A 23,510-nucleotide genomic window follows, 5' to 3' on the forward strand; every position below is an offset into this window, starting at 1 on the left:
TCAATGCCGCACATTTTGATCGTCGAAGACGAAACCATTATCCGCTCTGCCTTGCGTCGCCTGCTTGAACGTAATCAGTACCAGGTCAGCGAAGCCGGCTCGGTGCAGGAAGCCCAGGAGCGTTTCAGCATTCCCACGTTCGACCTGATTGTCAGCGACCTGCGGCTGCCGGGCGCGCCGGGTACCGAGCTGATCAAGCTTGGCCAGGGCACTCCGGTGCTGATCATGACCAGCTACGCCAGCCTGCGCTCGGCGGTGGACTCCATGAAGATGGGCGCGGTGGATTACATCGCCAAGCCTTTCGACCACGACGAAATGCTCCAAGCCGTAGCGCGCATCCTGCGTGACCGTCAGCCGGCCGGCAGCGCGCCCGCCGAGCAGCGGCCCGCCGGCAAGGCCGCCGACAAGCCGGGTGTCGACAACAGCAACGGCGAGATCGGCATCATCGGCTCATGCCCGCCCATGCAGGACCTGTACGGCAAGATCCGCAAAGTCGCCCCGACTGACTCCAATGTGTTGATCCAGGGCGAGTCAGGCACCGGTAAAGAACTGGTGGCCCGCGCCCTGCACAACCTGTCCAAACGCGCCAAGGCGCCGATGATTTCGGTGAACTGCGCGGCGATCCCTGAATCCCTGATCGAGTCCGAGCTGTTTGGCCACGAAAAAGGCGCGTTTACCGGCGCCAGCGCCGGGCGTGCAGGTTTGGTCGAAGCCGCTGACGGCGGCACGCTGTTTCTCGACGAAATCGGCGAGCTGCCCCTGGAAGCGCAGGCGCGGTTGCTGCGCGTGTTGCAGGAAGGCGAGATTCGCCGCGTAGGGTCGGTGCAATCACAGAAGGTGGATGTGCGCCTGATCGCGGCCACCCACCGCGACCTGAAGAGCCTGGCCAAGATCGGCCAGTTCCGTGAAGACTTGTATTACCGCCTGCATGTGATCGCCCTCAAATTGCCGGCCCTGCGCGAGCGTGGCGCTGACGTCAACGAGATCGCCAACGCATTCCTGCTGCGCCAGAGCGCCCGCATCAACCGCACCGACCTCAAGTTTGCCCCGGACGCCGAGCAGGCGATTCGGCACTACTCCTGGCCGGGTAACGTGCGGGAACTGGAAAACGCGGTCGAGCGTGCGGTGATTCTATCGGAAAGCCCGGAAATCTCTGCCGAACTGCTGGGTATCGATATCGAGCTGAGCGACCTGGAAGACGACGATTTCATCGGCCTGGCCCCACAACAGGGCGGTGGCAACAATACCAGCCATGAGCCGACGGAAGATTTGTCACTGGAAGACTACTTCCAGCATTTCGTCCTGGAACATCAGGACCACATGACCGAAACCGAACTGGCGCGCAAACTGGGCGTGAGCCGTAAATGCCTGTGGGAACGGCGCCAGCGCCTGGGCATTCCACGGCGCAAGACCGGAGTGGCCAGCGAGAGTTGAGGGTGCGCCCCCACAGGTAACACCCTCAGATGTGAAAAAACTGTTACCGCTGAATTTTCACGTAACAAAAGCCGGGGCTTACGGTAACGAAGCCCCGGCTTTTTTTCGCCTCCTGTAAAGATGGAACCGCTTCAAACCCCCGGTTTTGCTGGGCGGCACAAAAGTTGGCACGCACCCTGCTATATGCTTAGTACAAAAACAATAACAAGCTTTGTACCTGACAATAAAAATAAGACGAATCGACTCACGCATAACAAAAACAACACGGCGGAGGCGCAGCTAACTGATTCTTTTGGAGAGGCGTTGCATTTGGGGCTTGCCCCGCAACCAGGCCGAGAACAACAAAAACTGCCCTAAGGCAGAGCCTGAACTGGTTGGATCGTAGATCAGCAACACAGCGACCAAAGCAATCCGTTTGCTCTTGACTCCCGATTGGGAGTGTCATGAAGGTGAAGCTTCATGGCGAGGGCGATCAACAAAAACAAGAAGCCCGCAATCAATAATAAAAATAGAGCACGCAACTACTTCTGGGGGAGCTTCGGCTCCCCTTGTAGTTTCCGCCTTAAAAGCAGCGCGTTCATCGATTTAAGGCTTATGGCGCAAGGCCTGCAGCTTGTTCCTACACCATCCCCTGACTAAATGCTAGAATCCCCGCCCATCATGCGGTCATTCTTCGTTATGGCCGAACATTCCTTCAAACAGTGCATCCCATGCTGAAGAAGTTGTTCCAGTCATTCCGTTCTCCCTTGCGTCGTACGCAACACAAACGCAGCACGCCTGAAGTGCTCAACAGCAGCCAGCATTCGCTGCAACGTGCTCAATTCAGCCGTTATGCAGTGAACATCGTCGAACGTTTGCAGAACGCCGGCTACCAGGCTTATCTGGTGGGCGGGTGTGTACGTGACATGTTGCTCAATATCACGCCAAAGGATTTCGACGTCGCCACCAGCGCCACGCCCGAGCAAGTGCGTGCCGAATTCCGCAATGCGCGGATCATCGGCCGCCGCTTCAAGCTGGTCCACATTCACTTCGGTCGCGAAATCATTGAAGTGGCGACCTTCCGCGCCGGCCACCCGCAAAACGATGAAGAGGAAGACACCAATCAGTCTTCCCGCAACGAGAGCGGCCGCATCCTGCGCGACAACGTCTACGGCACCCTGGAAGAAGATGCGCAGCGTCGCGACTTCACCATCAACGCCCTGTATTACGACCCGGTCAGCGAGCGCATTCTTGATTACGCCAATGGCGTGCACGACATCCGCAACAACCTGATCCGCCTGATTGGCGACCCGGTAAAACGCTACCAGGAAGACCCGGTGCGCATGCTGCGTGCGGTGCGCTTTGCCGCCAAGCTGAATTTCGGCATCGAGAAGCACACCGCCGCGCCGATTCGCGAGCTGGCACCGATGCTGCGGGAAATCCCGTCGGCGCGCCTGTTCGAAGAAGTGCTCAAGCTGTTCCTCTCGGGCTACGCCGCTGACACGTTTGAGATGCTCGTCGACCTGCAGCTGTTCGACCCGCTGTTCCCGGCCAGCGCCGAGGCACTGGAATACAACCCGACATACACCCACACCCTGATCAGCGAAGCCTTGATCAACACCGACCTGCGCATCAAACAGAACAAACCGGTCACCCCGGCGTTCCTGTTTGCTGCCCTGCTGTGGCCGGCCCTGCCCAAACGCGTACTGCGCCTGCAAGACCGTGGCATGCCGCCGATTCCCGCCATGCAGGAAGCCGCGCACGAGCTGATTGCCGAACAGTGCCAGCGCATCGCCATTCCAAAACGCTTCACGATGCCGATCCGCGAGATCTGGGACATGCAGGAGCGCCTGCCACGTCGCAGCGGCAAACGCGCCGACCTGCTGCTCGACAACCCGCGGTTCCGTGCCGGCTACGACTTCCTGCTGCTGCGTGAAAGCGCCGGCGAGCAGACCGACGGCCTGGGCGATTGGTGGACCGACTATCAGGATGCCAATGACAGCCAGCGCCGCGACATGATTCGCGACCTGGGCGGCAAAGGCGACGGGGAAGGCACAGGTCCGAAAAAACGTCGCCGCAGCTCCGGCAGCAAGCGCAAACGCAGCGCCGATGCCTCGGGCGCCGTGGGCGAATAAACGTGGAACGCATCTATATCGGCATGGGCAGCAACCTGGCGGCTCCGGACCAGCAATTGCGTGACGCCATCACGGCGCTGGCGCAATTGCCGGGCACCACCCTCGCCGGCGTGTCGGCGTTTTACCAAAGTGACTCTTTGCTACCGGGCCAGCCGCGCTACACCAACGCGGTAGCGGCTTTGGACAGCAACCTCGCGCCCCTGGACCTGCTCGATGCGCTGCAAGCCATCGAGAACGACCAAGGCCGCGAGCGCCTTGAGCGCTGGGGCCCGCGCACGCTCGACCTGGATATCCTGCTGTTCGGCGACCGCCTGATCGACGAGCCGCGCCTGAAGGTGCCGCATTATCAGATGCACCTGCGGGCATTCGTGTTGTATCCGCTGGCTGAGCTCGCACCCGCCGATCTGCCACTGCCCGACGGTAAAACACTCAGCGAACTGTTGGCCGCCTGCCCGTTTGTCGGCCTGGAACGCCTGCCCCAAGACTGACTCGGTCAATGTGGGAGCTGGCTTGCCTGCGATAGCATCACCTCGGTTTGCCTGATCGACCGCGTCGCCTGCATCGCAGGCAAGCCAGCTCCCACAGGTGATCAATCCTGTCTTGAATAGCCGATCAATCCGGCTGAATCGCATCAGTAACACGGGTAACACCCCACTCGTAACAATGCGGTAACACATCCAATTGACTTCCCGTGTCCTCATCACGACTATAGGCGTCCCGCTGCCGCCAACCCGGCGCTAAAGGGCGCAATCCAGGCCTTATAAGCACTGCTCTCAAGACAGTGCGCCTGTATAAACGAAGACTCACGCGCGTTACTCGCTGTTTCCAAGCGCCTGACTGAGGACCCTTTTCATGCCAGACATTACCCTGACCACCTTGCAGAGCCTCAAGCTCAAAGGTGAAAAAATCACCATGCTGACCTGCTACGACGCCACCTTCGCCCACGCCAGTTGCCAGGCTGGTGTCGAAGTGTTGCTGGTAGGCGACTCCCTGGGCATGGTTCTTCAAGGGAATGACAGCACCCTGCCAGTGACCACGGATGAACTCGCGTACCACACCGCCAGCGTCAAGCGCGGCAACAACGGCGCGTTCATCATCGCCGACTTGCCGTTCATGGGTTACGCCACCGTCGAGCAAACCTTCCAGAACGCCGGCAAGCTGATGCAGGCCGGTGCGCATATGGTCAAGATTGAAGGCGCCGTATGGCTGGCCGACTCGATTCGCCTGCTGGCCGAACGCGGCGTGCCGGTGTGCGTGCACATGGGCCTGACGCCGCAGTCGGTGAACATCCTCGGCGGCTACAAGGTCCAGGGCCGCAACGAAGCCCAGGCGCGCCAGATGCGGGCCGATGCCATCGCCCTGGAACAGGCCGGCGCGGCAATGATTCTGCTGGAATGCGTGCCGAGCGAACTGGCCGCCGAGATCACCCAAGCGGTCAAAGTGCCCGTTATCGGGATTGGCGCCGGTGCAGACACCGACGGCCAAGTGCTGGTGGTGCACGACATGCTCGGCCTGTCGCTGACCGGCCGCGCGCCAAAGTTTGTGAAGAACTTCATGGCGGGCCAGGACAGCATTCAGGCAGCGCTGAGCGCTTACGTCACGGAAGTCAAAGCCGTGACCTTCCCGGGCGCCGAACACGGGTTTTCCGCATGAACACCGTCAAAACCGTACGCGAACTGCGGGCCGCCGTCGCCCACGCCCGCAGCGCCGGCAAACGCATTGGTTTCGTGCCCACCATGGGCAACCTGCACAGCGGCCACGCCACCCTGGTGACCAAGGCCGCGCAGCAGGCGGACTTTGTGGTCGCGAGCATTTTCGTCAACCCGCTGCAATTCGGCGCGGGTGAAGACCTCGACAAGTACCCGCGCACCCTGGCGGCCGATCAGGAAAAACTCCTGCAAGCCGGCTGCAACCTGCTGTTCGCGCCTACCGTCGAGGAAATGTACCCCGGCGGCATGACCGGCCAGACCCGCGTCAGTGTTCCACAATTGTCCGAAGGCTTGTGCGGCGCCAGCCGTCCCGGGCATTTCGAGGGCGTTGCCACGGTGGTGAGCAAGCTGTTCAACATGGTCCAGCCGGACATGGCCGTGTTCGGCCAGAAGGACTACCAGCAATTGGCGGTCATTCGCGCCATGGTCCATGACCTGAACATGCCGATCCAGATCATCGGCGAGCCGACCGTGAGGGCCGACGACGGCCTGGCGCTGTCGTCGCGCAACGGTTACCTGACCGAGGAGCAACGGGCCATCGCCCCGGTGCTGTACCGCAGCCTCAGCCAGATAGCAGGCGCCATCAAAGGCGGCGAGCGTGATTTCGCCAAGTTGCGTGCCGAGCAAGTCCAACAGATCGAGGCCGCCGGCCTGCGCCTGGACTACCTCGAAGTGCGCCAGGGCACGCACCTGCGCCCGGCCACTGCCGAGGACCGCGACGTGGTGATTCTGGTGGCCGCCTACTTGGGCGCGACCCGCCTGATCGACAACCTGCACCTGAACCTGGCCTGACCCATCCCGTCTTTTGCCGCTTTAAAACAGCGCGCCTGTTGCCCTGCCTGCTGTGCCGGTATAAAAAAGTACCGGCTACAGCGCAGACAAAGCCAAGACATATCGACACGCTAGGTTTAATGTAATCGCCCTGCGCTCTTGGTTAGCGCTGTCTGGAACCCAGCCTGATGAAAGTCTGGACGTTCCGGACTTTGAAGTGTCCTAAAGGCAGTCCCCGTAATAAAAGGAAACCCGCAGCGATGGCGTACTACCGCACTCCTCATGACGTTACCGCTCTGCCCGCCTGGCAAGCGCTCAATCAACATCGCCAAGCCATGCAGGATTTCAGCATGCGCGAAGCGTTCAATGCCGATCCCCAGCGCTTTTCCCAATTCACGTTGAGCAGCTGCGGGCTTTTCCTCGATTACTCGAAAAACCTGATTACCGGTGAGACCCGCGATTTGCTCGTGGGCCTGGCCAATGAAGTCGGGCTTAAAGACGCGATCAACTCGCTGTACGCGGGCGAGCCGGTCAACTCCTCCGAAGGCCGCCCGGCCCTGCACACCGCTCTGCGCCGCCCGGTGGGCGACAAACTGTCGGTGAACGGCGTGAACATCATGCCGGACGTGCACAAGGTGCTGAACCAGATCACCGATCTGGTCGGCCGCATCCACGACGGCCTGTGGCGTGGTTACACCGAGAAGCCGATCACCGACGTGGTGAACATCGGCATCGGTGGCTCGTTCCTCGGCCCGGAGCTGGTCTCCGAAGCGCTGTTGTCCTACGCCCACAAAGGCGTGCGCTGCCACTACCTGGCTAACATCGACGGCAGCGAGTTCCACGAGCTGACCATGAAGCTGCGTGCCGAGACCACGCTGTTCATCGTTTCGTCGAAATCCTTCAACACCCTCGAAACCCTGAAAAACGCCCAGGCCGCCCGCGCGTGGTACCTGGCTCAGGGTGGTTCGGAAGCCGAGCTGTACCGCCACTTCATCGCCGTATCGAGTAACAACGCGGCAGCCGTGGCCTTCGGCATCCGCGAAGAAAACATTTTCCCGATGTGGGACTGGGTTGGCGGCCGTTATTCGCTGTGGTCCGCCATCGGTTTGCCGATTGCCCTGGCCATCGGCATGTCCAACTTCAAGGAACTACTGTCCGGTGCCTACACCATGGACCAGCACTTCCAGAACGCCCCGTTCGAGCAGAACATGCCGGTGCTGCTGGGCTTGCTGGGTGTGTGGTACGGCAACTTCTGGGGCGCGCAGAGCCACGCGATCCTGCCGTACGACCACTACCTGCGTAACATCACCAAACATTTGCAACAGTTGGACATGGAATCCAACGGCAAGAGCGTGCGCCAGGACGGCACGCCGGTGGCCACCGATACCGGCCCGGTGATCTGGGGCGGTGTGGGCTGCAACGGTCAGCACGCCTACCACCAGTTGCTGCACCAGGGGACTCAACTGATCCCGGCCGACTTCATTGTGCCGATCGTCAGCTTCAACCCGGTCTCCGACCACCACCAGTGGCTGTACGCCAACTGCCTGTCGCAAAGCCAGGCGCTTATGCTCGGCAAGACTCGCAGCGAAGCCGAAGCCGAATTGCGCGACAAGGGCCTGCCGGAAGCCGAAGTGCAGAAACTGGCGCCGCACAAGGTGATCCCGGGCAACCGCCCGAGCAACACCATTGTGGTTGAGCGTATCAGCCCGCGCCGTCTGGGCGCGCTGGTTGCCATGTATGAGCACAAAGTGTTCGTGCAGAGCGTGATCTGGGGCATCAACGCCTTCGACCAATGGGGCGTGGAGCTGGGCAAAGAGCTGGGCAAGGGCGTCTACAACCGCCTGACCGGCGCCGAGGAAACCTCCGCCGAGGACGCCTCGACCCAGGGCCTGATCAACTACTTCCGCGGTCGTCACCGCGGCTGAAGCCGGTCATCCAGGGCCAACGTCCGTTTGGACGTTGGCCTTGAACCCTCCTGCCACTGCGTGCATCTTTATGTCTTGTCGCCAAAACAAGAATAAGGACCGCTCATGTTCGATATCAGCACATTCCCCGCCGCCGATGCCGTTCGCCGGGCTGCGCAACTCAGTCAAGAGGACTACAAGCGCCTCTATCGCCAATCCATCGAACACCCCGACACCTTCTGGGCCGAGCAGGCAAACAGCTTTCTTGACTGGATAAAACCCTGGCACAGCGTGCAACAGTCAGACATCAAGACTGGCGCTGCCCAATGGTTCGCCGGCGGCCAGCTGAACGTCAGCTACAACTGCATCGACCGCCACCTGGCGCAACGCGCCGATCAGCCGGCCTTCATTTGGGAAGGCGATGACCCTGCAAACGCGTCAAAAATCTCCTACCGCCAACTTCACCAAAACGTCAGCCGCCTGGCCAATGTGCTGAAAAGCCGTGGCGTGAAGAAAGGCGATCGGGTGTGCATCTATATGCCGATGATTCCGGAAGCGGCCTACGCCATGCTGGCCTGCACACGGATTGGCGCCGTGCACTCGGTGGTGTTTGGTGGCTTTTCGCCGGATGCCCTGCGCGACCGCATCCTCGACGCCGACTGCCGCACGGTGTTTACCGCCGATGAAGGCGTGCGTGGCGGCAAGCCGGTGGCTCTCAAGCAGAACGTGGACAAGGCGCTCGCCAGTTGCCCGAACGTCAGCACGGTTGTGGTGGTTGAACGCACCGGCGCCAAGGTGAACTGGAGCGAAGGCCGCGACCTCAGGTATCAACAGGCCGTGGACGCCGCCAGCGACGACTGCCCGCCCGAGCCGATGGATGCCGAAGACCCGCTGTTTATCCTCTACACCTCCGGCAGCACCGGCAAACCCAAGGGCGTGCTGCACACCAACGGCGGTTACCTGCTGCAAGCGGCGATGACGTTCAAATACGTGCTCGACTACCGCGACGGCGAAGTGTTCTGGTGCACCGCCGACGTGGGCTGGGTCACCGGTCACAGCTACATCGTCTACGGCCCTTTGGCCAACGGTGCGACGTCGCTGATGTTCGAAGGCGTGCCGAGTTACCCCGACAGCTCGCGCTTTTGGCAAGTTATCGATAAACATCAGGTGAATATCTTCTACACCGCGCCCACAGCCCTGCGCGCCTTGATGCGCGAAGGCCACGGTCCGCTGGAGAACACCTCGCGCGCCAGCCTGCGCCTGCTCGGCAGCGTCGGCGAACCGATCAACCCGGAAGCCTGGGACTGGTACTTCAACGCCGTCGGCGAACAACGCTGCCCGATTGTGGATACCTGGTGGCAAACCGAAACCGGCGGCATCATGCTCAGCCCGCTGGTCAGCGCCCAACGCATCAAACCCGGCTGCGCGACCCAACCGATGTTTGGCGTGCAACCCGTGCTGCTGGATGAGCAAGGCAAGGTCCTGGAAGGCGCCGCCAGCGGTGTGCTGGCGATCAAAGCCAGTTGGCCGGGGCAGATTCGCAGTGTGTATGGCGACCCGCAGCGCATGATCGACACCTACTTCAAACCCTACCCCGGCTATTACTTCACCGGCGACGGCGCGCGCCGCGACGAGGATGGCGACTACTGGATCACCGGGCGCATTGATGACGTGATCAACGTGTCCGGCCACCGCATCGGCACCGCCGAGGTGGAAAGCGCGCTGGTGCTGCACGACCAAGTGGCCGAAGCCGCGGTGGTCGGCTACCCCCATGACGTCAAAGGCCAGGGCATCTACGCGTTTGTCACGCCCATGAATGGCATCGAGCCCAGCGACGAGCTGAGAAAACATCTGCTGGAGCTGGTCAGCAAGGAAATCGGCAGCTTCGCCAAGCCGGAACTCATCCAGTGGGCACCGGCGCTGCCGAAAACCCGTTCGGGCAAGATCATGCGGCGGATTCTGCGCAAGATCGCCTGCAACGAACTGGACAGCCTCGGCGACACCTCGACCCTGGCCGACCCGAGCGTGGTCGACGGGCTGATCGACAAACGCCTGAACCGTTAACCCCGAACGCCCCCGGCCGGTTCGCGCCGGGGGCGACCGCTTTGCGCGGATGTAGCCGGCGGCCCATAGCTGTTAAACTCCGCGCCCCCATTTACCCAGCAAGGCGCGCTCCATGTCTCCCTTGAATCAGGCGCTGCGCGCCGCCCTCAATTACCGCCAGGACCTGATCAACGAACTGCACGCCCAGGGCACCGACTGCTACCGGCTGTTCCACGGCAGCCAGGAAGGCGCCGGCGGCCTGACCATCGACCGCTACGGCCCGCAATTGCTGGTGCAGAGCTTTCACCAGTCGCTGCAAACCGCTGACTTGCTCGAGCTGCATGAGCTGATCAACCAGTTCATGGGCCTGGAATTGCTGCTGGTCTACAACGACCGCTCCCGTGGCAACTCGCGCATCGACCGTGAAGACACGGTGTACCGCGCCGAGCCTGCGGCACTGGAAGACCTGGTCGGCCACGAATGGGGCCTCAATTACCGAGTGCGCGGGCGCCACGCCGGGCAAGACCCGCTGCTGTTCCTGGACCTGCGCAACACCCGCGGCTGGGTCAAGGACCACAGCGCCGGCAAAAGCGTGCTGAACCTGTTCGCCTACACCTGTGGCGTAGGCTTGAGCGCGGCGGCCGGTGGCGCGCGTGAGGTGTGCAACCTGGACTTTGCCGAAGGCAACCTGGCGGTGGGTCGCGAAAACGGCCTGTTGAACCCGCAACTGCCGGCAATGGCGTTCGTGCAGTCCGACTATTTCCCGGCGATTCGCCAACTGGCGGGCCTGCCGATCACCCAGCGCCGCGGTCAGAAACTGCCGAGGTACCCCCGCCTTGAACCGCGTCAATATGACCTGGTGTTGCTCGATCCGCCGGCCTGGGCCAAGAGCGCATTCGGCACCGTCGACCTGCTGCGTGATTACCAGAGTCTGCTCAAGCCCGCCTTGCTGGCCACCGCCGACAATGGCGTGCTGATCTGCTGCAACAACCTGGCAAAAGTCAGCATGGATGACTGGCGGGAACAGGTGCTGCGCTGCGCCGAAAAGGCCGGGCGACCGGTACGCGAGTGGCAAGTCATGAAGCCAGGGGCGGACTTTCCGTCACAGGATCAGCAGCCGCCGTTGAAGACCCTTATCCTGCAACTGTAAGACTTGTCTCGAAAGGCCGGGTTCTTCGGAACCGAAAACCCGTGCCATACTCCAAGGCACTCTCGTTTGACATAGATGGCGTCACCCATGCCCAAAGGATTGATTCGCGCCATCGGCGCCTTGTTGACTGCGCTTGCCCTGTACAGCTTGCTGGGCTTTTTGATTTTGCCCGGCATTGCCCTTCGTATTGCCAACCAGCAACTGGCCAATTACGCCACGACGCCCGCGCGTATCGAGCGCATCGAGCTCAACCCCTTCAGCCTGGAACTGACGTTGTGGGGCTTGAAGATCGGCGAACCGGGCAAGGAACAAGTGGGTTTCGAACGCCTTTACGCCAACCTGCAAATCGACAGCCTGTGGACCCGCGCCCTGCACCTGGCCGACGTGCAACTGGATCAGCCCAAGACCGAAGTGCTGTTCGACAAATCCGGCCAGTTGAACTTGGCGCAGTTGTTCAAGCTGCCACCGAGCGAGCCGACTCCGACCGATCCGGACGCCAAACCCTTCCCGCTGCGCATCGACAGCATCAAGCTGGCCGGCGGTTATGTGCACTTCCAGGACCTGCGCCCCAGCGAGCCGATCGAATTTCTCTACGACAAACTCGACTTCGAGCTGAAAAACCTCAGCACCTTGCCCGAAGACAACGCCGACATGACCCTGGTGGCGGCTGGTCCCGAGGGCGGGCAGATTGACTGGAAAGGCAATTTCAGCCTGGTGCCGATCACCTCAGAAGGCACATTGAAAGTCACCGACGGCAAGATGAAAGCCTGGTGGCCTTACGTGCGTGACGCGGTGCCGCTGGTGCTTGAGAACGGCGTGCTGAACTTCAGCACCGATTACAAATTCAGCCTGGCCAAAGAAACCGAGCTGAACCTGACTAACACTGCCGCCAGCATCGCGCCATTTGCCATCAAGGCACCGGACGGCCGCCCGCTGGTGCGCCTCGAACGCTTGGACGTGAGTGACACCACGGTGGACCTGGCCAAGCAGCAAGTGGTTGTCGGCAAAATTCGCAGCAACAAACTGGAAACCTGGGCCGCCCGCGAAGCCGATGGCCAACTGGATTGGCAGAAACTGTTCGCCAGCCAACCGAGCAAACCCGCCAAGAAGCCAGAGCCGGTAACAGCCCCTGCCACCGCCGACTCGCCCAAGGCAGAACCTGCCGCGCCGAGCAAACCCTGGCAGGTGCTGCTCAAGGATGTGCAACTGCGCAACTATCAAGTGCACTTGGCAGACCGTCAGGTCAAACCCGAGGTTGCACTGGAACTCGGCCCGCTGAATGTGGATGTACAGAATTTCGACAGCCTCAACGGCAGCCCCTTTAACCTGAAGGTCGATAGCGGCCTGGGCAAACAGGGCAAGATCCAGGCGACCGGCGAGGTCAACCTCAACCCGGTCAGCGCCAAGCTGAAAGTGAACACCCAGGACATTGACCTGCGAGTCGCTCAGGCCTACATCAGCCCGTTTATTCGCCTGGAACTGCGCAGCGGCATGCTCGGCAGCAACCTGGACGTGAACCTGAAAAGCACCGAGCCCCTGGCGCTTCAAGTCACCGGCCGGGCGCAGGTTGACCAGTTGCACACACTGGACACCCTCAAGACCCGCGACTTCGTGAAATGGCAGCGCTTGGTACTCGAAGGCGTGAATTACCAACACGGCGACAGCCTGTCGATCGACAAGGTGAACCTGCTGCAGCCGTATGCGCGCTTCATGATCAATGATGACCGCACCACCAACGTCGATGACCTGTTGATTCCACAACCGGCCGACACCGGCGCCAAGTCCGCAGCCGCCAAGCCGGCCGCCGGCAAAGACAAGCCGCTGGGCATTCATATTGGCCAGATTGCAATCAACGACGGCTCGGCCAACTTTGCCGACTTCAGCCTCACGCCCAACTTCGCCACGGCGATTCAACAGCTCAACGGGCAGATCGGCACCATCGACAGCCGCCAGGCCAAACCGGCCAGCGTCGACATCAAGGGCAAGGTGGACCGCTATGCGCCGGTGACCATCAAAGGCAGTGTCAATCCATTCGATCCGATGGCGGCCCTGGATATCGCCACCAGCTTCAAACGCGTAGAACTGACCACGCTGACGCCGTATTCCGGCAAGTTTGCCGGTTTCCGTATCCGCAAAGGCCGTCTGAACCTCGACTTGCACTATGTGATCACCAAAGGTCAGTTGAAGGCTGAAAACAAAGTGGTGGTCGAACAGCTGCAACTGGGTGAGAAGGTCGACAGCGCCGACGCCGTGGACCTGCCGATTCGCCTGGCGATTGCGTTGCTCAAGGACACTGACGGCAAAATCTCCATCGAACTGCCGGTGTCCGGCGACCTCAACAACCCGCAATTCAGCGTGATGCCGATTGTGTGGCAGACCCTGCGTAACCTGGTGGTGCGCGCGGCGACGGCGCCGTTCAAGTTCATTGGTGGGTTGATTACCGGGGGCGGCTCGGAGGATTTGGGTAACGTTTCCTTCGCTGCCGGCTCCAGCGAGCTGAGCAAAGACGCCGAGGGCGCGCTCAACACACTGGCCAAGGCGCTGAAAGAACGCCCTACCCTGCGCCTGGAAATTGAAGGTACAGCGGCGGCCAGCAGCGACGGCCCGTTCATCGCGGCAGAACGCCTGGAACGTGAATACCAGTACAACTACTACAAGATTCTTCAGCGCCGCGGCGACAAGGTTCCAGCCCAGGCTTCATTGCTGGTGGTTCCCGAAAAGGAAAAGGCGCCTTTGCTCGAAGGCATCTATCGCACCCGCTTGAAACAACAGCCGCCGGCGGAATGGAAAGACTTGAGCAGCGACGACCGCACAGCCAAGCTGCGTGATGGTTTGATCAAGTTTTGGGGGGCCAGCGACGTCTTGCTGCGCCAGTTGGGCCAGGACCGTGCCAGCGCGATCAAGGACTACCTGGTGGATAAAGGGCAGCTGGAAGACGACCGGGTGTATTTCATTGATGCCAACCTGGGGCAGGCGGAGAAAGATGGTCGAGTGGTGACACCGATGCATCTGGATGCCGAGTAACTACTCAGCCACAGCGCTCCCACAAGAGTCTTTGTTGATCTGACGAATATGTTCCAGCCCACAATAGAACAGGCCCCGACACAAGTGCCGGGGCCTGTAATGACCACATCCGTGTGGTCGGTCGCATGAACTCCAGAGGTGCATCGGGTGGATATCTGACTCACCCTGAGCCGCCGCCGTCTCGTTCAGACGAATTGTTCAGCGTTACTCTGCTTTCAGGCCATCGGCCGATACAGCTTTAACGCCTTTGATTTTCTTGGCGATGTTTACTGCGGTTGTCTTCTGTGCTTCGGTCACTGCAGCAGTCGATGACAGGGAAACCACGCCTTTATTGGTTTCAACTTTAATGTCGGTACCCGGAATGCCTTTCTCGGTCACCAGGTCAGCTTTCACTTTGGTAGTGATCCAGGTGTCAGAGGTGGTTTCTTTGGCACCGGCGGCTGCACTTTTGGTTTTGTCGACGTTGTCTGCCTTGGTAGCGCCGCCGGCCAGCAGGCCGTCAGCCGAAACAGCGGTTACGCCTTTGATTTTCTTGGTGATCGCTACAGCAGTGGCTTTCTGCGAATCGGAGATAGCGACTGTCGAGGACAGGGAAACCACACCTTTGTTGGTTTCAACCTTGATGTCCGAACCAGGAATGCCCTTCTCGGTCAGCAGGTCGGATTTAACCTTGGTGGTGATCCAGGTATCCGAGACGCTTTCTTTAGCCTTGGTAGCTTCACCTGCCGCCAACGTCATAGGGGCTTGGGAAGTCTGAGCAAAGGCTACGTTAGCACCCATGGCCAGAGTCAGAGCGGTAGCAGTAGCGAGAGCGAACTTCTTCATACGAGTAACTCCTGTTTTATAAAAAGTCTGCGGCGTGTGGAGCTTGATGCTGCAGCGTTAACAGGGTTATTGCAGGCAGTGTGCCAAGTCTTGCTCGCAAATTTAATCCTTATAAAACAACAAGTTATGAAAACCGACAATTTTCGGAATCGTGCAAGTTGCATGAACGCTATCGTGCCTGCATGCAAGTTGCGGCTTTTGACTTTAATTAAACGCATGATTTTTCGGCACTTTCCGGCGCTCATAAAAAAGGACTCCGAAGAGTCCTTTTTTTCAGCTTGAAGCGCGGGGTAATTAAACGCCCGAAGCCTTGGCTGCTGCTACGTCCTTGATGGACAGCTTGATACGGCCGCGGTTGTCCACGTCCAGTACCAGCACTTCCACTTCCTGGCCTTCTTTCAGAATGTCGGTCACTTTCTCAACGCGAGCGTCGCTCAGCATGGAGATGTGCACCAGACCGTCTTTGCCCGGCAGGATGTTGACGAACGCGCCGAAGTCGACGATGCGCTCAACCTTACCAACGTAGATCTTGCCGATCTCGGCCTCAGCGGTGATACCCAGAACGCGCTGACGAGCTGCTTCAGCCGCTTCCTTGGTTTCGCCGAAGATCTTGATCGAACCATCGTCTTCGATGTCGATCGAGGCCTTGGTCTCTTCGCAGATCGCACGGATGGTCGCGCCGCCTTTACCGATAACATCACGGATTTTGTCGGTGTCGATTTTCATCGCGATCATGGTCGGAGCATTTTCCGACAGTTCGGTACGGGACTGACCGATGATCTGGTTCATCTGACCGAGGATGTTCAGGCGCGCTTCCAGGGCTTGGCCCAGAGCGATTTCCATGATTTCTTCGGTGATGCCCTTGATCTTGATGTCCATCTGCAGCGCGGTCACGCCTTTGGCGGTACCGGCTACCTTGAAGTCCATGTCGCCCAGGTGGTCTTCGTCACCCAGGATGTCGGTCAGGATGGCGAACTTCTCGCCTTCTTTAACCAGACCCATGGCGATACCGGCAACCGGCGCCTTCATCGGCACACCGGCGTCCATCAGTGCCAGGGAAGCACCGCAAACGGAAGCCATGGAGCTGGAACCGTTGGACTCGGTGATTTCCGACACGACACGGATGGTGTACGGGAACACGTCAGCAGCAGGCAGCATGGCCTGTACCGAACGACGGGCCAGACGGCCGTGACCGATTTCGCGGCGGCCAGCGCCACCCATACGACCACACTCGCCCACCGAGAACGGAGGGAAGTTGTAGTGCAGCATGAACGGGTCTTTTTTCTCGCCTTCCAGGGTGTCCAGCAGTTGTGCGTCACGGGCGGTGCCCAGGGTCGCGACGACCAGGGCCTGGGTTTCACCACGGGTGAACAGCGCCGAACCGTGAGTCTTCGGCAGAACGCCGACTTCGATGTTCAGAGGGCGCACGGTGCGGGTGTCGCGACCGTCGATACGTGGCTTGCCGTTAACGATGTTTTCGCGAACGGTGCGGTATTCGATTTCGCCGAAAGCCGCTTTGACGTCGCTGGAGGAAGGTTGGCCTTCTTCACCGGACAGCTTGGCCACAACCTGATCCTTCAGCTCGCCCAGGCGAGCGTAACGGTCGGCCTTGACGGTGATGGTGTAGGCGTCGGAGATGGCAGCGCCGAACTCGGAGCGGATTGCGCCCAGCAGTTCGGTCGCTTCAGCTTGCGGAGCCCAGGTCCAGGTTGGCTTGGCGGCTTCGGCAGCGAGTTCGGTGACAGCCTTGATAACAGCCTGGAACTCGTCGTGGGCGAACAGTACGGCGCCCAGCATCTGGTCTTCGGTCAGCTCTTTGGCTTCCGACTCAACCATCAATACGGCTTCCGAGGTACCGGCAACGACCATGTCCAGGCTCGATGCTTTCAGTTGCTCGTAAGTCGGGTTCAGCAGGTAGCCGGTGCTTTCGTGGAACGCAACACGGGCAGCGCCGATCGGGCCATCAAAAGGAATGCCGGAGATGGCCAGGGCAGCCGAGGTACCGATCATCGCAGCGATGTCCGGATCGGTCTTCTTGCTGGTGGAAACGACGGTGCAGACTACCTGCACTTCGTTCATGAAGCCTTCCGGGAACAGCGGACGGATCGGACGGTCGATCAGTCGGGAAGTCAGGGTTTCTTTCTCGGAAGGACGGCCTTCGCGCTTGAAGAAACCGCCAGGGATCTTACCGGCAGCGTAAGTCTTTTCCTGGTAGTGAACGGACAGAGGGAAGAAGCCTTTGCTCGGGTCAGCGGTCTTGGCGCCTACCACGGTCACCAGAACGGTAACGTCGTCGTCAACGGTGACCAGCACTGCGCCGGAGGCTTGACGGGCGATACGGCCTGTCTCGAGGGTAACGGTCGACTGACCGAACTGGAATTTTTTGATAACCGGGTTCACGGTGTCCTACCTTCTTTGTGGCTCTTGGGGGAACTTGTCTTCTTTGCGAAATTCTTGGGCAATGCCGGGAATCGGCCCGACGCTCGTCCAGGGTAAAACGTGTATCCAGATAAAACTTGAGGCTGGGAGCCTGCCATGGGCCAGCGGGAATCCCACTGACACACGGCAGACAACCAACCTCTAGCGCAATCGCTTATTAGCGACGCAGACCCAGGCGACCGATCAGAGTCTGATAACGACCCAGATCCTTGCCTTTCAGGTAGTCCAGCAGCTTACGGCGCTGGTTTACCATGCGGATCAGACCACGACGGGAGTGGTGATCTTTACCGTTGGCCTTGAAGTGACCTTGCAGCTTGTTGATGTTGTGGGTCAGCAGTGCAACTTGCACTTCTGGCGAACCAGTGTCACCAACAGCTTGCTGATAGTCAGCAACGATTTGTGCTTTTTCTTGAACGTCGAGAGCCATGAGGCAATCCTTTTTTCAGGAAACCACCCAAAGGGTGATCTCAACAGGCCAGGGACAAATCCCTGTATCTAAAAATGAGAAGTGACCGTGCCTGTTAACAGCCACCCTCGTTCGGTCATTCTGACCGAATCAGTCGACGCGGCGCGATGCGCCCGTCTTCGCTCACTTCACCGATCCCGATGAAGCGACCATTATGATCCTGTACCCGCACCATGCCGAACTTCGGAGCGTCCGGGGCACGTACCGGCTGGCCGTTGAGCCAGTAGAACGCGCTGTGCTCCGAAAAATGCAGCAATGGCCAGTCGAGCAAACCGCTGTCCGATGGCATCAGGAAGCGATCAACCGCTTCATTGCCGCCTTCGGCGTGTACCGCTTCCAACTCTTCCAGCGTGACCGTCTGAGCCAGGGTGAAAGGTCCGGCTTGAGTACGTCGCAGTTCTGCAACGTATGCACCACAGCCCAGTTGCTCACCAATATCTTCCACCAGGGTACGAATATAGGTGCCTTTGCTGCAGTCCACCGACAATCGCGCGGTGTCGCCCTCACTGGCGAGCAATTCAAGACGCGCAATAGTAACAGAACGCGCTTCACGCTCCACTACTTCACCGGCACGCGCCAGCTTGTAAAGAGGCTGGCCATCACGCTTGAGCGCCGAGTACATCGGCGGTATCTGACTGATTTGCCCGCGAAAAGCGGGTAAAACGGCTTCGATATCAGCACGACCAACGGTCACGTCGCGAACCTGCAAAACGTCACCTTCGGCGTCAGCCGTGGTGGTGGTCTTGCCCAGCTGCATGAGGGTTTCGTAACCCTTGTCGGAATCGAGCAGGTATTGCGAGAACTTGGTGGCCTCGCCAAAGCACAACGGCAACACGCCGGTGGCCAGGGGGTCGAGGCTGCCGGTGTGCCCTGCCTTCTCGGCATTGAGCAGCCAGCGGACCTTCTGCAACGCGGCATTGGAGGTAAAACCAATGGGCTTGTCGAGCAGAATGATGCCGCTGACATTGCGACGGATACGTTTGACCTGAGCCACCGCTTACTCCTTGGCGTCTTCAGGTGTGGACGGGTGCTGGCTGTCTTCAGCCACGGCGCGCTCGATGAGTGCCGACAGGTGCGCGCCACGCACGACGCTTTCGTCGTAGTGGAAGTGCAGCTGCGGAACACTGCGCAGTTTCATTTCACGGGCCAACTGCATGCGCAGGAAGCCTGCTGCCGAGTTGAGCACCTTGATGCTTTGTGCGATTTCTTCGCTGCTGTCCTGGCCCATCACGGTGATGAAGATTTTGGCGTGACCCACGTCACGGCTCACTTCAACGGCGGTGATGGTGACCAGGCCTACGCGCGGGTCTTTGACTTCGCGACGGATCAGTTGGGCCAGCTCGCGCTGCATCTGATCGCCGATACGCTGGGTACGGCTGTATTCTTTTGCCATGTCTTGTTACCTGTTACTGCCACACGGTGAAACCCGTGGGGTCTGAAAGCGGCAAACGCCCGGCCTGACAAAAGCCAGACCGGGCGTTGCGTTTAGAGTCCGTACGCTGCGCGGGGCATCTGCATGCCCACACGCCGCGTGGCTCCGGAAGTGCGCGAGTTAGAGGCTGCGAGCAACCTGAACCTTCTCGAAGACTTCGATCTTGTCGCCAACCTTGACGTCGTTGTAGCTCTTGACGCCGATACCGCACTCCATGCCGGCACGTACTTCGGAAGCGTCATCCTTGAAACGGCGCAGGGATTCCAGCTCGCCTTCGAAGATAACGATGTCTTCACGCAGTACACGGATTGGACGGTTACGGTACACGGTGCCTTCAACCACCATGCAACCGGCGATCGCGCCGAATTTCGGCGAGCGGAATACGTCACGGACTTCGGCGATACCCAGGATGTTCTCCCGGACGTCGCTGCCAAGCATGCCGGTGAGGGCTTTCTTGACGTCTTCGATGATGTCGTAGATGACGTTGTAGTAACGCATGTCCAGGCCTTCCTGCTCGACGATCTTGCGAGCGCCGGCATCGGCACGCACGTTGAAGCCGAACAGTACAGCGTTGGAAGCCAGTGCCAGGTTGGCGTCGGACTCGGTAATACCACCGACACCGCCACCGACAACGCGCACTTGCACTTCGTCGTTACCCAGCCCGTTCAGGGCGCCGTTCAACGCTTCGAGAGAACCACGTACGTCAGATTTGAGGACGATGTTAAGCGTCTTCTTCTCTTCCTGGCCCATGTTCTCGAAGATGTTTTCCAGCTTGCCGGCGTGAGCACGGGCCAGTTTGACTTCACGGAACTTGCCTTGACGGAACAGAGCCACTTCACGGGCTTTCTTCTCGTCGGCAACCACGCTCATCTCGTCGCCAGCGTCCGGAGTACCGTCCAGGCCGAGGATCTCGACCGGGATAGCAGGACCTGCTTCCTTGATTGGCTTGCCGTTCTCGTCGAGCATCGCACGTACACGGCCGTAGTTCGAACCGACCAGCACCATGTCGCCCTGGCGCAGGGTACCGTCTTGAACCAGGACGGTCGCAACCGGGCCACGGCCCTTGTCGAGGCGGGATTCAACTACAACACCACGGCCAGGAGCCGATGGAGTAGCGGTCAATTCCAGAACCTCGGCTTGCAACAGAACGGCTTCGAGCAGTTCGTCAACGCCGGTACCCATCTTCGCAGAGACCGGTACGAATGGAGTGTCGCCACCCCACTCTTCGGAAGTCACGCCGTGAACCGACAATTCGCTACGGATGCGATCGAGATCGGCGCCCGGCTTGTCGATTTTGTTCACTGCAACCACCAGAGGAACGCCAGCCGCCTGAGCGTGCTGAACAGCCTCGATGGTTTGCGGCATCACGCCGTCGTCCGCTGCAACCACCAGGATCACGATGTCGGTCGCCTTGGCACCACGGGCACGCATTGCGGTAAACGCGGCGTGACCCGGGGTGTCGAGGAACGTCACCATGCCACGATCGGTTTCAACGTGGTATGCACCGATGTGCTGGGTGATGCCGCCGGCTTCGCCAGCTGCAACCTTGGCACGACGGATGTAGTCGAGCAGGGAAGTTTTACCGTGGTCAACGTGGCCCATTACGGTCACAACCGGCGCACGGGATACGGCTTCACCTTCAAACTTCAGGGACTCGGCCAGGGAATCTTCCAGGGCGGTGTCGCTGACCAGGGTCACTTTGTGGCCCAGCTCTTCAGCAACCAGTTGAGCAGTTTCCTGATCCAGTACCTGGTTGATGGTGGCCGGAGTACCCAGCTTGAACATGAACTTGATGATTTCAGCAGCCTTGACCGACATCTGCTGAGCGAGGTCGCCAACAGTGATGGTCTCGCCGATCTTCACTTCACGCACGACAGGGCCGGTTGGGCTCTGGAAACCGTGGGCGTTGCGTTTTTTCAGCTTGGCCTTGCCGCGACCACCACGACGGAAGCCATCGCTTTCTTCGTCGGTAGTACGTGGGGCAACCCGTGGAGCGGGCGCTTTCTCTTTGACCGAAGCGCGATGCGGAGCGTTTTTGCGCTCGCCATCGCCACCACCGCCGCGACGATTGTTATCGTCAGCACGTGGTTTATCAGGACGGCGCGGCTCTTCACGCTTGCGCTCAGTTGCAGGAGCCGGTGCGGCGGCAACCGGAGCGGCCTCACGCACAGCTTCAACAGGCGCAACAGGCTCGGCAACGGCTTCAGCGGCAGCAGGTTGCGCAGCAGCAGGCTGGCGACGCGCTTCTTCTTCGGCGCGACGCTTGGCTTCTTCTTCAGCCTTCTGACGAGCAGCATTTTCTACTGCGCGACGCTCTTCCAGCTCGCGTTTGCGCTCGGCTTCGATTTCTTCCGGGCTGCGCTGTACGAAGACTTTCTTCTTGCGCACTTCAACGCTGATGCTTTTGCTACCCGCAACACGAAGGGTGCTGGTGGTTTTGCGCTGCAGTGTAATCTTGCGCGGTTCTTCCACTTTCGCCTTGTGGCTGCTCTTCAAGTGAGTCAGCAAAGACTGCTTCTCACTGTCGCTCACACCTTCATCGGCGGCGGTGTGCGGCAGACCTGCCTCACGCATCTGCTGCAACAGGCGCTCTACCGGTGTTTTGACCTCATCGGCCAGTTGTTTCACCGTGACTTGCGTCATGCACTTCTCTCCTCAGGCCGCGCCTAGTTACTCGAACCAATGGGCTCGGGCGGCCATGATCAACTTGCCGGCACGATCATCGTCAATGCCGTCGATGTCGAGCAGATCGTCAATAGACTGCTCGGCCAGGTCTTCGCGGGTAATTACGCCGCGCACCGCCAGTTCCATCGCCAAATCCTTGTCCATACCCTCAAGCGAGAGCAGGTCTTCGGCCGGATGGGCGTCTGCCAGCTTTTCCTCAGTAGCGATGGCTTTAGTCAACAAACGATCCTTGGCCCGAGCGCGAAGCTCGTTGACGATGTCTTCGTCAAAGCCGTCGATGTTGAGCATTTCTTCCAACGGTACGTAGGCAATCTCTTCCAGGCTGGTGAAGCCTTCATCTACCAGCACCTGTGCCAGCTCTTCATCGACTTCCAGCTCTTCGATGAAGTTGCGCAGGATGTCACCGGTTTCAGCTTGCTGCTTAGCCTGGATGTCCGATTCGGTCATCACGTTCAGGGTCCAGCCGGTCAGTTGGCTGGCCAGACGCACGTTCTGACCACCACGACCAATGGCCTGAGCCAGATTGTCTGCGCCAACGGCGATGTCCATGGCATGGGCATCTTCGTCAACGATAATTGCCGCCACTTCAGCCGGCGACATGGCGTTGATCACGAACTGCGCCGGGTTATCGTCCCACAGCACGATGTCCACACGCTCACCGCCCAATTCGCCCGACACCGCCTGGACGCGCGAACCGCGCATACCGATGCAAGCGCCTTGCGGGTCGATGCGTTTGTCCTTGGAGCGGACCGCAATTTTCGCACGCGAACCCGGGTCGCGGGACGCAGCCATGACTTCAATCAGGCCTTCGGCGATTTCCGGCACTTCAATACGGAACAGCTCGATCAGCATTTCCGGCGCGGTGCGCGACAGGATCAGCTGCGGGCCGCGGTTCTCGGTGCGGATTTCCTTGAGCAGTGCACGCAGACGCACTCCCACACGGAAGGTTTCGCGGGAGATGATGTCTTCACGGGCCAGCAACGCTTCGGCGTTGTTGCCCAGGTCGACGATCACATTGTCGCGGGTGACTTTTTTCACGGTGCCGGAGATGATTTCACCCAGGCGTTCGCGATAGGCGTCAACGACTTGAGCGCGCTCGGCTTCGCGAACCTTCTGCACGATGACCTGCTTGGCGGTCTGTGCAGCAATACGGCCGAACTCGATCGATTCGATCTTTTCTTCGACGACATCACCGACCTTGGCGCCAGGGTGCGTTTCGGCAGCCTTGCTCGGCCAGGTTTCGATGGCCGGATCATCAAGATCGGCTTCTTCGACGACCGTCCAGCGACGGAAAGTCTCATAGGCACCGGTGTGGCGGTTGATTTCCACACGCAGATCAACTTCGTCTTCAAAACGCTTTTTGGTAGCCGTGGCCAAAGCCAGCTCCAGCGCTTCAAAAATCACGTTTGCCGGTACGCCCTTTTCATTGGATACCGACTCAACAACCAGCAGTACTTCTTTGCTCATCGTACGCCTCGCCTTTCGCAAGCCATTGGATCCGCGGGATCCGCGTC

The 23,510-nt window shown here is 59.8% G+C and carries 16 protein-coding genes; 9 read left to right on the forward strand and 7 right to left on the reverse strand.

All coding sequences use genetic code 11. From position 1 onward, the window contains the following. The first annotated feature begins 3 nt into the window (after nucleotides 1–3). The 9 genes from ATI14_RS02035 (at nucleotide 4) to ATI14_RS02080 (ending at nucleotide 14,149) form a co-directional block, all read left to right on the forward strand. Nucleotides 4–1,434, forward strand: coding sequence for a sigma-54-dependent transcriptional regulator (locus ATI14_RS02035; RefSeq protein WP_016973749.1), 1,431 nt, complete (start codon nucleotides 4–6; stop codon nucleotides 1,432–1,434). Between the two features lie 710 nt (nucleotides 1,435–2,144). Further along, nucleotides 2,145–3,548, forward strand: a complete 1,404-nt coding sequence (locus ATI14_RS02045) for a polynucleotide adenylyltransferase PcnB (protein WP_016973750.1) — start codon at nucleotides 2,145–2,147, stop codon at nucleotides 3,546–3,548. A gap of 2 nt (nucleotides 3,549–3,550) precedes the next feature. Beyond that, a complete protein-coding gene (gene folK / locus ATI14_RS02050; RefSeq protein WP_016973751.1) occupies nucleotides 3,551–4,036 on the forward strand; it encodes a 2-amino-4-hydroxy-6-hydroxymethyldihydropteridine diphosphokinase in 486 nt (161 codons plus the stop codon). A 364-nt stretch (nucleotides 4,037–4,400) separates the two neighbouring features. Further along, the gene (gene panB, locus ATI14_RS02055; protein ID WP_016973752.1) at nucleotides 4,401–5,201 is read left to right on the forward strand and encodes a 3-methyl-2-oxobutanoate hydroxymethyltransferase; all 801 of its coding nucleotides are present in this window, start codon (nucleotides 4,401–4,403) and stop codon (nucleotides 5,199–5,201) included. Then, a complete protein-coding gene (gene panC / locus ATI14_RS02060) occupies nucleotides 5,198–6,049 on the forward strand; it encodes a pantoate--beta-alanine ligase (protein ID WP_016973753.1) in 852 nt (283 codons plus the stop codon). The genes panB and panC overlap by 4 nt, the downstream gene beginning before the upstream one ends. Nucleotides 6,050–6,288: 239 nt before the next feature. Then, entirely contained in the window at nucleotides 6,289–7,953 is a 1,665-nt protein-coding gene (gene pgi / locus ATI14_RS02065; RefSeq protein ID WP_016973754.1) for a glucose-6-phosphate isomerase, read from the forward strand. Between the two features lie 105 nt (nucleotides 7,954–8,058). Beyond that, on the forward strand, nucleotides 8,059–9,996 hold the full coding sequence (gene acs / locus ATI14_RS02070; RefSeq protein WP_016973755.1) for an acetate--CoA ligase: 1,938 nt from the start codon (nucleotides 8,059–8,061) through the stop codon (nucleotides 9,994–9,996). Nucleotides 9,997–10,108: 112 nt separating this feature from the next. Then, nucleotides 10,109–11,125, forward strand: a complete 1,017-nt coding sequence (locus ATI14_RS02075) for a class I SAM-dependent rRNA methyltransferase (protein ID WP_016973756.1) — start codon at nucleotides 10,109–10,111, stop codon at nucleotides 11,123–11,125. Nucleotides 11,126–11,212: 87 nt separating this feature from the next. After that, a complete protein-coding gene (locus ATI14_RS02080) occupies nucleotides 11,213–14,149 on the forward strand; it encodes a DUF748 domain-containing protein (protein WP_080520216.1) in 2,937 nt (978 codons plus the stop codon). Between the two features lie 204 nt (nucleotides 14,150–14,353). Here ATI14_RS02080 and ATI14_RS02085 read toward each other — a convergent pair whose 3' ends face one another. From ATI14_RS02085 to nusA, 7 genes are all read right to left on the reverse strand, one after another. Then, entirely contained in the window at nucleotides 14,354–14,974 is a 621-nt protein-coding gene (locus ATI14_RS02085; RefSeq protein ID WP_016973758.1) for a BON domain-containing protein, read from the reverse strand. A gap of 294 nt (nucleotides 14,975–15,268) precedes the next feature. Continuing rightward, nucleotides 15,269–17,374: a polyribonucleotide nucleotidyltransferase gene (gene pnp / locus ATI14_RS02090; RefSeq protein WP_016973759.1), complete on the reverse strand. Its 2,106-nt coding sequence runs from the start codon at nucleotides 17,372–17,374 to the stop codon at nucleotides 15,269–15,271. Nucleotides 17,375–17,570: 196 nt separating this feature from the next. Then, on the reverse strand, nucleotides 17,571–17,840 hold the full coding sequence (rpsO, locus tag ATI14_RS02095) for a 30S ribosomal protein S15 (RefSeq protein ID WP_003177875.1): 270 nt from the start codon (nucleotides 17,838–17,840) through the stop codon (nucleotides 17,571–17,573). Between the two features lie 115 nt (nucleotides 17,841–17,955). After that, the gene (truB, locus tag ATI14_RS02100) at nucleotides 17,956–18,873 is read right to left on the reverse strand and encodes a tRNA pseudouridine(55) synthase TruB (protein WP_016973760.1); all 918 of its coding nucleotides are present in this window, start codon (nucleotides 18,871–18,873) and stop codon (nucleotides 17,956–17,958) included. Nucleotides 18,874–18,876: 3 nt separating this feature from the next. Then, nucleotides 18,877–19,272: a 30S ribosome-binding factor RbfA gene (gene rbfA / locus ATI14_RS02105; protein WP_016973761.1), complete on the reverse strand. Its 396-nt coding sequence runs from the start codon at nucleotides 19,270–19,272 to the stop codon at nucleotides 18,877–18,879. Nucleotides 19,273–19,431: 159 nt separating this feature from the next. Further along, nucleotides 19,432–21,954 (reverse strand): translation initiation factor IF-2, encoded by a 2,523-nt coding sequence (infB, locus tag ATI14_RS02110; RefSeq protein ID WP_016973762.1) that lies wholly within the window; start codon nucleotides 21,952–21,954, stop codon nucleotides 19,432–19,434. A 27-nt stretch (nucleotides 21,955–21,981) separates the two neighbouring features. Next, entirely contained in the window at nucleotides 21,982–23,463 is a 1,482-nt protein-coding gene (nusA, locus tag ATI14_RS02115; RefSeq protein WP_016973763.1) for a transcription termination factor NusA, read from the reverse strand. Nucleotides 23,464–23,510 lie beyond the last annotated feature (47 nt).

Origin of the sequence: Pseudomonas tolaasii NCPPB 2192 (genome assembly GCF_002813445.1) — a bacterium.
GTDB classification, from domain to species: domain Bacteria; phylum Pseudomonadota; class Gammaproteobacteria; order Pseudomonadales; family Pseudomonadaceae; genus Aquipseudomonas; species Aquipseudomonas tolaasii.

Bases quoted from the DNA above. Each gene is read 5' to 3' on its own strand.
- ATI14_RS02035 (WP_016973749.1), top strand. From the start codon at position 4: ATGCCGCACATTTTGATCGTCGAAGACGAAACCATTATCCGCTCTGCC.
- ATI14_RS02045 (WP_016973750.1), top strand. From the start codon at position 2,145: ATGCTGAAGAAGTTGTTCCAGTCATTCCGTTCTCCCTTGCGTCGTACG.
- panB (WP_016973752.1), top strand. From the start codon at position 4,401: ATGCCAGACATTACCCTGACCACCTTGCAGAGCCTCAAGCTCAAAGGT.
- panC (WP_016973753.1), top strand. From the start codon at position 5,198: ATGAACACCGTCAAAACCGTACGCGAACTGCGGGCCGCCGTCGCCCAC.
- pgi (WP_016973754.1), top strand. From the start codon at position 6,289: ATGGCGTACTACCGCACTCCTCATGACGTTACCGCTCTGCCCGCCTGG.
- acs (WP_016973755.1), top strand. From the start codon at position 8,059: ATGTTCGATATCAGCACATTCCCCGCCGCCGATGCCGTTCGCCGGGCT.
- ATI14_RS02075 (WP_016973756.1), top strand. From the start codon at position 10,109: ATGTCTCCCTTGAATCAGGCGCTGCGCGCCGCCCTCAATTACCGCCAG.
- ATI14_RS02080 (WP_080520216.1), top strand. From the start codon at position 11,213: ATGCCCAAAGGATTGATTCGCGCCATCGGCGCCTTGTTGACTGCGCTT.
- ATI14_RS02085 (WP_016973758.1), bottom strand. From the start codon at position 14,974: ATGAAGAAGTTCGCTCTCGCTACTGCTACCGCTCTGACTCTGGCCATG.
- rpsO (WP_003177875.1), bottom strand. From the start codon at position 17,840: ATGGCTCTCGACGTTCAAGAAAAAGCACAAATCGTTGCTGACTATCAG.
- rbfA (WP_016973761.1), bottom strand. From the start codon at position 19,272: ATGGCAAAAGAATACAGCCGTACCCAGCGTATCGGCGATCAGATGCAG.
- infB (WP_016973762.1), bottom strand. From the start codon at position 21,954: ATGACGCAAGTCACGGTGAAACAACTGGCCGATGAGGTCAAAACACCG.
- nusA (WP_016973763.1), bottom strand. From the start codon at position 23,463: ATGAGCAAAGAAGTACTGCTGGTTGTTGAGTCGGTATCCAATGAAAAG.